Consider the following 10,975-nt stretch of genomic DNA (forward strand, 5'->3'; position numbering starts at 1 on the left):
AAACATTGGCGTTACCTGTTCGAAGGAAGATGACAGCAGTAGTGCTGTCATCGATTTATATCGGTAAATTTAAGCCGCTCCTACCCAAGGTAGCAGCGGCCTAAGATCAAAAAAAACAAACCATGGCTTACTTGGCCAGGTCGACCTTTTCAAAGTGATGATGGGCAAACACCGCCATCTTGAAGCCGACTACTTCTTTACGCACCGGCGTGAAGCGGACCGAGTGCGCCAGATCGATCCAAGGCGCTTCTTCATGCAAGATGACCTGTGCCTGTTCATACAGCTTGGCGCGTTCATCCTGCTTCGGCGTCAGCTTGGCTTTCTGGATCAGCGCTTCGTAATCCTTGTTGCACCAGCGCGCCGTATTGCCGCCGCCTTTGACGCCTTCGCAACTCAGCAAAGGTGCGAAGAAATTATCCGGATCGCCATTGTCGCCAGACCAGCCGAACATCATCGAATGCTGATCGCCCTGCTTGCTGCGCTTCAGGTATTCAGTCCATTCGTAGGTGGTGAGCTTGGTCTTGACGCCGATTTTTGCCCAGTCAGCCTGGATCAGTTCAGCCATGCGCTTGCCGTCCGGATTGTAGGGACGGGTCACCGGCAGATACCACATTTCCACTTCAACGCCATTTGGATAGCCAGCCTTGCTCAGCAATTCCTTGGCCTTGACCGGATCGTAGACGTAGTCCTTGATCTTGTCGTTGTAGCCCCACAGGGTTGGTGGAATCGGATTCTTTGCTGCCTGGCCCGCACCTTGGTAAACCGTCTTCAGGATGGTTTGCTTGTCCACCGCCATGTTCAACGCCTGGCGCACCAGCTTGTTATCGAACGGCTTCTTCTCGACATTGAACGAGATGTAGCCGATGTTCAAGCCTTCCTTGGTCATCATCTTGATCGACGGATCCGTTTTCATCAGCTCGATGTCAGCCGGTTTCGGGAAAGCCATGACCTGGCACTCGTTAGCCTTGAGCTTGGCGTAGCGTACCGAAGCATCAGGCGTGATGGCGTAAATCAGGCTGTCCAGCTTGGGGCGGCCGTCCCAGTAGGCATCGAATGCCTTGTAGCGGATCACCGCGTCTTTTTGGTAGGACACGAACTGGAACGGACCGGTGCCGATCGGCTCGCGGTCGATCACTTCCGGCGTGCCGGTCTTCTTCATGGCGTCGGCATATTCGGCCGACAGGATAGAGGCGAAATCCATGCCCAGGTTGGCGATAAACGCTGCTTCCGGATGCTTCAGCTTGAAGACCACCGTGCTGTCGTCGGTTTTCTCAACCTTGTCGACGATCTTGTCCATGCCCATGTCGAGGTAGTAACCGAAACTCTGGCCGGCGGCCAGCTTATGGAAGGGATGATTGGGGTCGCCCATGCGATTGAACGAGAACAGCACGTCGTCGGCGTTGAAATCGCGGGTCGGCTTGAATTTTGCGCTGCTATGGAACTTGACGCCCTTGCGCAGCTTGAAGGTATAAGTCAAGCCATCGTCGGAAACGGTCCAGGATTCTGCCAGGCCGGGAAGTATCTTGGTGGTGCCCAGTTCGAATTCGACCAGGCGGTTATACATAGGCACCGACGACGCATCGAAGGTGGTGCCGGTGGTGTACAACTGAGGGTTAAAACCTTCCGGGCTGCCTTCCGAGCAAAACACCAGGGTCTTGGCCGCTGTCGCATAACCGGCTGTGGCGCACAAGACGGCGAGCAGCGCAGCCTTGGCAATCGTTTTTCTTTTCATCATAGGTCTCTTTCTTTAGGTTATGGTGAAGCTGATCTATTTAACAACAACTCACAAGGTCATTACACGTTTGAATGTACCGCGAATGTACAACGCCTATCGTCACTTGCAATATCCGCTTGCAACATCGCCACTTACTTCAGGCCGACATCGAAGCCTCGATCTCGGCACAGGTTTTAGGAATCGCCGGCCCCAGCACTCTTGCTCCTGTGCTGGTCACCAGCACATCGTCTTCGATGCGGATGCCGCCAAAATCCATGTACTCGGCAAATTTTTCATAGTTGATCAAGGTGCTGTGGCGTGCCTCCGCCTGCCAGCGCTGAATCAGGGCCGGAATGAAATATATGCCCGGCTCCACCGTCACCACCATGCCTGCGCGCAAAGGCTTTGCCAGGCGCAGATTGCGCAGGCCGAACAGTTCGCTGCGGCTGACGCTGGCGTCGTAACCAACACGCGTCTCGCCCAAGCCTTCCATATCGTGCACGTCCAGACCCATCTGGTGGCCCAGGCCATGCGGGAAACAGATGGCGTAGGCGCCGGATTCAACCACCTGCTCCGGGCTGCCATAAAAAAATCCAAGTTTGGACATGGCCGCAACCATGTGGCCGGCGGCCTGCTTGTGGACCTCCAAGTAGGAGACATCCGGCCGCATGGCGGCAATCGCCAGCTGCTGCGCGGCCAGCACGATTTCATACAGGCTGCGCTGGCGTTCGCTGAAACGGCCGCCGACCGGGAAGGTGCGCGTGATGTCGCTGGCATAACCCAAAGCGCTGGAAGCGCCGGAATCGTTCACTACCAGGTCGCCCGCCTGCAAACGATTCTTGTGATCGCGGTTGTGCAAAATCTCGCCGCTGCGGGAAAAAATCATCGGATAGGCGTTTTGCAGATCGTGGCTGCGCATGATGCCCTCCATCGCCGCCACCACCTGGTATTCAAAGACATCTGCCTTGGCCAGCCGCATGGCGGCGATATGCATGTCGCGCGTGATGCTCAGGGCGTTTTCGATTTCTTCGATTTCTTCCGCTTCCTTGATTTCTCGCAAGGCAATCACGGCTGCCATCAGGCTTTCGGAAGCGCCGGCCTTGCATTGCTCTGGCGTGCATGCCAGCAGGCTGGCCAGTTCGATCACGGTTTCGCCGCGATACGGCGGCAAGTAATGAATCGTGCGGCCTTGGCGACGCGCTTGCGCCAGCACTTCGGCGAGTTGCCGGTACGGCTGCACCGCTGCGATGCCCACCGTCTCGGCGCGCTGCGCAAAAGAAGTTTGTGGGCCGACCCAGATCACATCGTCGAGGCCAGGATCGTCGCCGAACAGGATTTCGCTATCGGCATCGATATCGATCAGCGCCGCCAGATCCGGCTGGTTCAAACCGAAGAAATAAGAAAACGATGAATCCTGACGAAACCAGTAATGGTTATGCAGATAGTTCATGGAGACATCGGTATTGCCGGGCAACAGCAGCAGGCCGGAAGAAAAGCGCTGTTTCAGCTGGCGCCGGCGTTGCGCGTAGACGGCGGGCTTAAACATGGTGCTCCATATGGGACATATGGCACATTTGCTTGATTATGATTTGATCCATCGCTTGCTCCATCCCTGCTCCATTCTGCTGTCATTACTGACATCATTGTTCAACTTCACGCCGAGCGCCAACACCAGTTTCTCAAGTGCAAAAATCATGCCACGCACTGAGGAGCGTCGGCCGCTGTCTCAAAAAAATTCGGTCCCGCGCAATAATTGTTCCTGTAATTGCTCCCGCTCCTCGGATAGCGGCGATCGCGGGCCGTCAAACAGCGCCACGGTGCCGACCCAGATCACCTCGGCCACCTCGTTTTCGTGCGGCAGCGATTCAATGCTATGCGGGATATTCGCATCGAAATGCAAGCTGTCGCCGACATTGAGCACATAACTGTCTTTACCTACCGTGTAGCCGATCTGTCCGCTCAGCACAAAGATCATTTCATCGCCTTCGTGCGAGACCATTTCCGATTTATAGCCGGATGGCATGGTGAACTTCACCGAATGCACCTGGCTGCCGGGGAATACCGTCGATAGTCGTTCGTATTTGACGCGGCCGCTTGCCACCGAATACGGTTGTCGCTGGCTGCGATAGGTGTCTGGCCGCAATTGCGCAGGTTGTTTGATCAGGTCGCCAATCGCCACGCCCAGCGCTTTGGCGATCACCACTAGCGAGGTGATCGAGGGGCTGGTCTGGCCACGCTCAAGCTGCGAAATAAATCCTGCGGTCAATCCGGTTTCAGCCGCGACTTGCACCAGCGTCTTCTTGATAGCATGACGCCGCGCGCGGATCGACCTCCCCAGCTGTGGCATTTCCATTGTTTCTGTCTCCGGCCTGTATTTGGCTCTGGCACTGGTCTTGATTACATCCAAATCGAAGCACGCGATCTTGATCGCGTTAATTCAAGAGTAACTTTTTAATATTTAATATTTAGCGTTATCACCGCAGCCGCCATTACATGGGCGACTTCGTCGGTCAGGCGTCGGAAATTATAGTCACACTAAAATTTGAGTCAAGCAACTTTTTCAGATTAGTTTAGAACCTGGGACAAGCCTGAATCGACAGCAGGCCTTAATCTTGCTTAGGAATGACGGCCGGCAGATGCATTTTCGGGTGACTTTACGCTTCAAACCGAGTATTTTCAGAGGTTAAAGATCCCCCCTCCCGACCAATCCACACTCAAGAAGACAGACATGCACATCAATCGACGCAATTTCATCGCTCAAACCATTGCCGTTGGCTCATTGGCAGCAGTCGGCTCGGTATTTTCCCAAGAACCGGAGTCGACAGCCGCCAGGATCAAGCGTACCGGCAAGCTGCGCTTGGGAGCGATTAACGGCGCCTCGCCGTATTTCACCAAGGACCTGGCGACCGGAGAATGGCGTGGCTTCATGGTGGACCTGGGGCGCGATCTTGCCAAGTATCTGAAAGCCGAAGTTGAATGGGTTGAAACAACCTGGGGCAACGCCGTGCTGGATGTGCAGACCAATAAAATCGATTGCCAGCTTGGCATGGCGCCCACCCCGGCGCGGCGCGAAGTAGTTGATTTTTCCAATCCGATTTTCCAGAACTACAACACGGTAGTCGCCAAGAAGGGTTTCAATTTTGAACGCTGGGAACAGCTCAACTCGCCTAACGTCAAGGTGGCGGTCGATGTCGGTTCGAGCCACGACCAGCTGGTTACCAGGATCTTGCCAAAGGCGAATATCCTGCGCTTTGAAACTTCCGCCGCCGCCACCATGGCGCTGCAATCAGGCCGGGTCGATTGCCAGGTGCTGGTGATTCTTCTGTCGACCGCGCTGCTGACCAAGCTGCCGAACATCGGCCATATCGTATTCCCCTCCCCCGACGAAACCAGTCCGACCAATGTCGGCATCCGCAAACAATCCGACCAGACTTTCACCAAGGCCGTCAATGCCTGGCTGGAAGAAGCCAGGGCCTCAGGAAAAGTGAAAAGCACGATCATCTCCAACATGCAAACCCTGGTCGGCGTGCCGCCAACCGCTTTTCCATCCCAAGTTCATTTTTAAGCTGAGTTAAGCTGAGTCAAGTTGAGGAGAAGGCATGTACCAGTGGGATTTTCATACGCTTTGGCAGTACCGGAACATCATTTTCATAGGCTTTGGCTACACAGTAGGGTATACCGTCATCGTCGTCATACTGGGGCTGTTGGTTGGTCTTATTGCGGGCCTGTGCCGGCTGTCGCCGAAGGTCTACATATCCGGACCGTTTCGGGCTTACGTAGAACTGTTCAGATGCACGCCGGTACTGGTGCAGCTGATCTGGTTTTACTACGCGCTGCCGATCTTGACCGGCATCGAACTGACGCCGGGCATGGCGGCAGTGCTGGCGTTGACCTTATATGGCGGCGCCTTCTATTCCGAAATCATCCGCGGCGGCGTGATTTCAATCGACCCCGGGCAATCGGAAGCTGGCATGGCGCTGGGAATGACGCACTTCCAGCTGATGCGGCGCGTGGTACTGCCGCAAGCATTCAAGCGGATGACGCCGCCCCTGGTCAGCCAATCCATCATGCAGTTGAAAAACACCTCGCTGCTATCGGTGCTGGCAGTCCCCGACCTGCTCTATCAAGGACAGATCATCGCCCACGATACCTACCGGCCTCTGGAAATCTACTCGCTGATCGCCGCCGTGTATTTTGCGATTCTGCTGCCGGCAACCATCTTGGCCAAGCGGCTTGAGGTAAAAATGTCTGATGGGCGGGGAGCTTAGCAATGGGCAGTGAAATGATTTCAATCCAGAATCTGAAGAAATGTTTTGGCGATAACGTCGTCTTGAAGGATATCTCATTACAGATCAGCAAGGGCTCTGTGGTGGCGATGATCGGCCCGTCAGGATCCGGCAAGTCGACTTTACTGCGTTGCATAAATCTCCTGACGATACCGGATGGCGGCATTGTCGATGTCGGTGGCCAGTCGATCACGTTCGACGGCAAAAACACGACGCTGCCGAAAGCGCGGGACTTGGCAAAATTCCGTTCCAGGACCGGCATGGTTTTCCAGCACTTCAACCTTTTCCCGCACATGACCGTGCAGCAGAATGTCATGGAAGGCATGGTCACGGTGCTCAAGACGCCGAAGCAGGAGGCGCGCAGCGTCGCCGACGCCCTGCTGCAACGGGTTGGCTTGAGCGATCGCGCAGACGCCTATCCAAGCATGCTGTCGGGGGGACAAAAGCAACGGGTCGCGATTGCCAGGGCCTTGGCCATGAAACCGGCGGTGATGCTGTTCGACGAAGCCACTTCCGCACTGGATCCGGAACTGGTGGGCGAAGTGCTGAACGTCATACGCTCGCTGGCGGCGGAAGGCATGACCATGATCCTGGTGACGCATGAAATAGCCTTTGCCAGAGAAGTGGCCGATCAGGTGATTTTCATGCGCGACGGCGTGGTGGTCGAGTGCGGGCCGCCGGATATCGTCATCGACAATCCGCAGAAAGAAGCTACGCGCAGTTTCCTGTCGCGCTTCAAAAACAGTATGCAATAAACTGGGTAATACCCCCGGCCCTCTTCCGAATTAGAAGGAAACAGCTTGAATTCAAAAAACAGCCGGTCCGATGCTTTGCGCGTGGTAGTCATCGGTGCGGGTATTGTCGGCGCCGCCTGCGCCATCGAATTGCTGCGCGACGGCCACGCTGTGACACTGCTTGACCCGGGCGAACCAGGCGGCGCACAAGCCGCCAGCTACGGCAACGCGGCATGGCTGAGCCCGGCTTCGGTGGTGCCGGTTTCCATGCCAGGTTTGTGGAAAAAAATACCCAAGTATCTTTTCGATAAAAACAGTCCCTTGACAATCCGTTGGAGCGCACTGCCAGCACTCCTGCCCTGGCTGATCAGGTTCATCTGGGCCGGCGCCAGCGTGGCCCGCGTCGAAGCCACCGCCCGTGCGCTATCGGCCCTGCTCCGCGATGCGCCAAGCCGCCACCGCGCATTGGCGCAAGAAGCCGGGGTAGCGGAGCTGATTGTGAACAGCGGGCTGCTGTACGCCTATCCTGACCGCGCCGCCTTCGAGGCGGAAGCGCTGGCCTGGCGTCTACGCCGCGACAATGGAGTGAGTTGGCAGGAGCTGGACGCACCGGCAATCCAGCAACTGGTCCCCGAACTCGACCGAAAATACCAATTCGCCATTCTGGTGGAGCAAGGTGCGCACTGTGCCGACCCGGGCGCCTATGTGGCGGCGCTGGTGCGCCACGCGCTTGCGCAGGGAGCCTCGCTGCACCGCGCCAGAGCTACCGGATTCGACCTGCAAAGCGGCCGCTTGCGCGCCGTCCTTACCGACAGCGGTGAACTGGCCTGTGACCGCGCCGTCATCGCCGCCGGGATTCACTCCAAGATTTTGGCCAAGTCAGCCGGCGACAAGATCATCATGGAGAGCGAGCGCGGCTATCATGTCGTCATAGAAAATTCGCCAGTCAAGCTGGCAGTGCCAGTAATGCCGGCTGACGCCAAGACCGGCAATACATCGACCTTGACCGGCCTGCGCATTGCCGGACAAGTGGAACTGACCAGAACGCAGACGGCGCCGGACTGGAACCGCGCCGAAACCCTTTTACGTCATGCTGTGGCAACCTATCCGGCGCTCGCTTCGGTCATCAAGACAGCCGTCATCCAGCGCTGGATGGGCCATCGTCCTTCAACCACCGATGGCCGCCCGGTGCTGGGGCCGGCATCCGGCTGCCAGGATGTGATTCACGCTTTCGGACATGGCCATATCGGCCTGGCGTCGGGGCCGGTTTCCGGCCGGCTGGTGGCTGATTTCATCTCCGGCCGTGCCCCGGTTATCGATCCAGCGCCTTATGCGGCGAAGCGGTTCCGGTGACTTCAAACTAAAACTTGCATCGATCTCAGGAGACAGCATGATCATTCGCGGCGGACGCGCTATATATGGAGAAAGTGTCGGCATTCTTGTGCTGGACACGAAATTCCCGAGAATCCCCGGTGACGTCGGCAATTCCACCACATTTGACTTTCCGGTGCGATATAAAGTCGTGCCTGGAGCAAAACCTGAGCAGATCGTTGCGGCCCCTGACCGGGCGCGCGCGCTATTGCCGGCATTTATCGAAGCTGCCAGGGAACTGGAAAACGACGGCGTGCGCGCCATCACCACTACCTGCGGTTTTCTTACCGTAGTCCAGGACGAAATTGCCGAGGCGGTGAAGATTCCCGTCATTACCTCAAGCCTGTTCCTGCTGCCGATGCTGCGCCGCATGCTCGGACCGAATCGCAGCATCGGCGTAGTCACCGCCGATGCACAAAGCCTGTCAGACGACCACCTGCGCGCTGCCGGTATCGAACCCGGCTGGCGACTGCTGGTGCGAGGCATGGAGTCGAGTCCGTCTTTCAGAACCATTCTGGGCACCAGCAACGATCCCGATTACGCCCTTGACGTCGACCAAACCAGACGCGAAGTCGTGGACGTATGCCAGGCAATGCTGGCTGAAACGCCTGATTTGGGCGCGTTCCTGTTCGAATGCACCAACCTGCAACCGTATGCGAGAGCCGTGCAAGCCGCCACCGGCCTGCCCATCTTCGGCATCTATCACGTCGTCAATCTGCTGCACTCCGCAGTGGTGTCGCCCGGCTTTGCGCATGGTTATCTGTGACCTGGCCGATGAGAATTTTTCCTGTAACGCAAGAGCGTAACTTCAGGCCTGCTTGTATTTAGCCGTCATTTGTCGTTGTTGGCGCTATCGTCGAGACTTCTCAAGAATTGCATTTTCTCGGCAATCTTGGCCTCCACTCCGCGCGGCACCGGCTGGTACCAGCCGGGATCGCCGATACCGTCCGGCAAATAGGTTTCGCCGGCGGCATAGGCATGCGGCTCGTCATGCGCGTAGCGATACTCATGGCCGTAGCCGAGCTCCTTCATCAGCTTGGTCGGCGCATTTCTCAGATGCACCGGCACTTCTCGCGACTTGTCTTTTTTGACAAACGCCATGGCTTGATTGAAGGCGTTGTAACCGGCGTTGCTCTTGGCCGCCACCGCCAGATAAATCACCGCCTGCCCCAGCGCCAGCTCCCCCTCCGGCGAACCCAGCCGTTCGTAAGTAGCGGCGGCGTCGGTCGCAATCTGCATCGCGCGCGGATCGGCCAGGCCGATATCTTCCCAGGCCATGCGGACAATCCGCCGCGACAGATATTTAGGATCGGCGCCGCCGTCCAGCATGCGGCACAACCAGTACAGCGCACCGTCCGGGCTGGAACCGCGCACCGATTTGTGCAGGGCTGAAATCTGATCGTAAAAATTATCGCCGCCCTTGTCGAAACGGCGCGCATTCAAGGTCAGCGCATTTTCCAGAAATTCGGCAGTCACCTGCGTCACGCCGGAAGCTTTGATGGCGCTGCCGCTTTGCTCCAGCAAGTTGAGCAATCGGCGCGCGTCGCCGTCGGCATAACCGATCAGGGTATCGACGGCGGCATCGTCAAACTGCAGATGCGACAACACCCGCTCTTGCGCGCGCGCCAGCAAGCGCTTCAGTTCATCCTCGCTCAGCGCCTGCAGCACATACACTTGCGCCCGCGACAGCAAAGCGGAATTGACTTCAAACGAAGGATTTTCGGTGGTGGCGCCGATGAAGGTCACCAGGCCCGATTCCGCATACGGCAGCAAGGCGTCTTGCTGCGATTTGTTGAAGCGGTGGATTTCATCGACGAACAAAATCGTATGCTTGCCTTGCGCCAGATATTGCTGCGCCTGCTCCATCGCCGCCCGGATATCCTTGACGCCGGAGAACACCGCCGACAGCGGGATGAATTCGCAATCGAAGGCGTTCGCCGTCAAACGCGCCAGCGTGGTCTTGCCGACACCCGGCGGCCCCCACAAGATCATGGAATGCGGCTTGCCTGATTCAAACGCCAGCCGCAGCGGCTTGCCCGGCCCCAGCAAATGACTCTGCCCTATCACCTCGTCCAGGGTGGCCGGACGCAGGGCTTCGGCTAGTGGCGGGGTGGGTTCTACTTTGAAGAGATCGGACATAGGGATGGTTCGGTGAAAAATAGTCTTTGTTGATGAAATGAAAAACGATAAACCGTCTTAAATAAGAACGCACAAATTATTCTAGAAGCGCCGTCATTCCCGCGAACGCGGGAATCCAGGTTGACCGTAAAATGGATCCCCGCGTTCGCGGGGACGACATGGCGACAACTCCATTGGCGGCGGCTCTCTGCGCAAAGACGGCAATTGTGAGAGAATCCCTGTCGATTTTGACCAGCACACTCGCCGCCAGACCATGCCCTTTGTCGTCACCGATTCCTGCATCCGTTGCAAATACACCGACTGTGTCGAGGTCTGCCCTATGGACTGTTTCCGGCAAGGGCCGAATTTCCTGGTGATCGTTCCGGAAAACTGCATCGACTGCTCGATGTGCGTGCCAGAATGTCCGGTCGGCGCGATCTACAACGAAATCGACCTGCCCGACGAGCAACGCCATTTCATCGAAATCAACGCCCGTCTGGCGGCTCATCCCGACTGGAAGCCGATCACCCGCTCGCAAGCACCCTTGCCCGATCACGAAACCTGGCGCGAAGTCGCCAACAAGCTGGAATTCCTGAAACTGGCCTGAGCGCTCAGTCGTTCAATAGTCGCTCAATTACTGAAAACGTCGGCGCCCTTCGGCACCACAAACTTGAACTGCCCAGCCGGCAGCGGCGGATTCTTGACGAAATTTTTGAATGTCAGCAGCGATACCTGGCCAAACGAATCACGCA

General features: G+C 57.0%; 10 protein-coding genes and 1 pseudogene. 6 read left to right on the forward strand and 5 right to left on the reverse strand.

All coding sequences use genetic code 11. From position 1 onward, the window contains the following. Nucleotides 1–127: 127 nt before the first annotated feature. From KHU33_RS24095 to KHU33_RS24105, 3 genes are all read right to left on the reverse strand, one after another. The gene (locus KHU33_RS24095; RefSeq protein WP_329956119.1) at nucleotides 128–1,735 is read right to left on the reverse strand and encodes an ABC transporter substrate-binding protein; all 1,608 of its coding nucleotides are present in this window, start codon (nucleotides 1,733–1,735) and stop codon (nucleotides 128–130) included. A gap of 136 nt (nucleotides 1,736–1,871) precedes the next feature. Beyond that, nucleotides 1,872–3,260 carry an aminopeptidase P family protein gene (locus KHU33_RS24100; protein ID WP_211467717.1) on the reverse strand — a complete coding sequence of 463 codons (1,389 nt, stop codon included), beginning with the start codon at nucleotides 3,258–3,260 and terminating at the stop codon, nucleotides 1,872–1,874. 180 nt (nucleotides 3,261–3,440) lie between these two features. Continuing rightward, a complete protein-coding gene (locus tag KHU33_RS24105) occupies nucleotides 3,441–4,067 on the reverse strand; it encodes a helix-turn-helix domain-containing protein (protein WP_211467719.1) in 627 nt (208 codons plus the stop codon). 375 nt (nucleotides 4,068–4,442) lie between these two features. On the opposite strand from KHU33_RS24105, the gene KHU33_RS24110 reads away from it, so the two are divergent. From KHU33_RS24110 to KHU33_RS24130, 5 genes are read left to right on the forward strand one after another with little or no spacing between them, the layout of a single operon-like run. Beyond that, nucleotides 4,443–5,279 (forward strand): transporter substrate-binding domain-containing protein, encoded by an 837-nt coding sequence (locus tag KHU33_RS24110; protein ID WP_211467721.1) that lies wholly within the window; start codon nucleotides 4,443–4,445, stop codon nucleotides 5,277–5,279. A 34-nt stretch (nucleotides 5,280–5,313) separates the two neighbouring features. Further along, entirely contained in the window at nucleotides 5,314–5,982 is a 669-nt protein-coding gene (locus KHU33_RS24115) for an amino acid ABC transporter permease (protein ID WP_211467723.1), read from the forward strand. Between the two features lie 2 nt (nucleotides 5,983–5,984). Next, nucleotides 5,985–6,755: an amino acid ABC transporter ATP-binding protein gene (locus tag KHU33_RS24120; protein WP_329956120.1), complete on the forward strand. Its 771-nt coding sequence runs from the start codon at nucleotides 5,985–5,987 to the stop codon at nucleotides 6,753–6,755. A gap of 45 nt (nucleotides 6,756–6,800) precedes the next feature. Beyond that, on the forward strand, nucleotides 6,801–8,087 hold the full coding sequence (locus KHU33_RS24125) for an NAD(P)/FAD-dependent oxidoreductase (protein WP_211467725.1): 1,287 nt from the start codon (nucleotides 6,801–6,803) through the stop codon (nucleotides 8,085–8,087). Nucleotides 8,088–8,124: 37 nt separating this feature from the next. After that, nucleotides 8,125–8,871 carry an aspartate/glutamate racemase family protein gene (locus KHU33_RS24130; protein ID WP_211467727.1) on the forward strand — a complete coding sequence of 249 codons (747 nt, stop codon included), beginning with the start codon at nucleotides 8,125–8,127 and terminating at the stop codon, nucleotides 8,869–8,871. A gap of 65 nt (nucleotides 8,872–8,936) precedes the next feature. On the opposite strand, the gene KHU33_RS24135 is transcribed toward KHU33_RS24130, so the two are convergent. Beyond that, on the reverse strand, nucleotides 8,937–10,244 hold the full coding sequence (locus KHU33_RS24135; protein ID WP_211467729.1) for a replication-associated recombination protein A: 1,308 nt from the start codon (nucleotides 10,242–10,244) through the stop codon (nucleotides 8,937–8,939). Between the two features lie 253 nt (nucleotides 10,245–10,497). On the opposite strand from KHU33_RS24135, the gene fdxA reads away from it, so the two are divergent. After that, nucleotides 10,498–10,830 carry a ferredoxin FdxA gene (gene fdxA / locus KHU33_RS24140; protein WP_211467731.1) on the forward strand — a complete coding sequence of 111 codons (333 nt, stop codon included), beginning with the start codon at nucleotides 10,498–10,500 and terminating at the stop codon, nucleotides 10,828–10,830. Between the two features lie 23 nt (nucleotides 10,831–10,853). Here fdxA and KHU33_RS26595 read toward each other — a convergent pair. Continuing rightward, nucleotides 10,854–10,975 (reverse strand): annotated as a pseudogene (locus KHU33_RS26595) (outer membrane lipoprotein chaperone LolA); the annotation flags it as partial.

It is taken from the genome of Collimonas silvisoli (genome assembly GCF_018305005.1).
GTDB classification, from domain to species: Bacteria; Pseudomonadota; Gammaproteobacteria; order Burkholderiales; family Burkholderiaceae_D; genus Collimonas; species Collimonas silvisoli.

Bases quoted from the DNA above. Each gene is read 5' to 3' on its own strand.
- KHU33_RS24095 (WP_329956119.1), bottom strand. From the start codon at position 1,735: ATGATGAAAAGAAAAACGATTGCCAAGGCTGCGCTGCTCGCCGTCTTG.
- KHU33_RS24100 (WP_211467717.1), bottom strand. From the start codon at position 3,260: ATGTTTAAGCCCGCCGTCTACGCGCAACGCCGGCGCCAGCTGAAACAG.
- KHU33_RS24105 (WP_211467719.1), bottom strand. From the start codon at position 4,067: ATGGAAATGCCACAGCTGGGGAGGTCGATCCGCGCGCGGCGTCATGCT.
- KHU33_RS24110 (WP_211467721.1), top strand. From the start codon at position 4,443: ATGCACATCAATCGACGCAATTTCATCGCTCAAACCATTGCCGTTGGC.
- KHU33_RS24115 (WP_211467723.1), top strand. From the start codon at position 5,314: ATGTACCAGTGGGATTTTCATACGCTTTGGCAGTACCGGAACATCATT.
- KHU33_RS24120 (WP_329956120.1), top strand. From the start codon at position 5,985: ATGGGCAGTGAAATGATTTCAATCCAGAATCTGAAGAAATGTTTTGGC.
- KHU33_RS24130 (WP_211467727.1), top strand. From the start codon at position 8,125: ATGATCATTCGCGGCGGACGCGCTATATATGGAGAAAGTGTCGGCATT.
- KHU33_RS24135 (WP_211467729.1), bottom strand. From the start codon at position 10,244: ATGTCCGATCTCTTCAAAGTAGAACCCACCCCGCCACTAGCCGAAGCC.
- fdxA (WP_211467731.1), top strand. From the start codon at position 10,498: ATGCCCTTTGTCGTCACCGATTCCTGCATCCGTTGCAAATACACCGAC.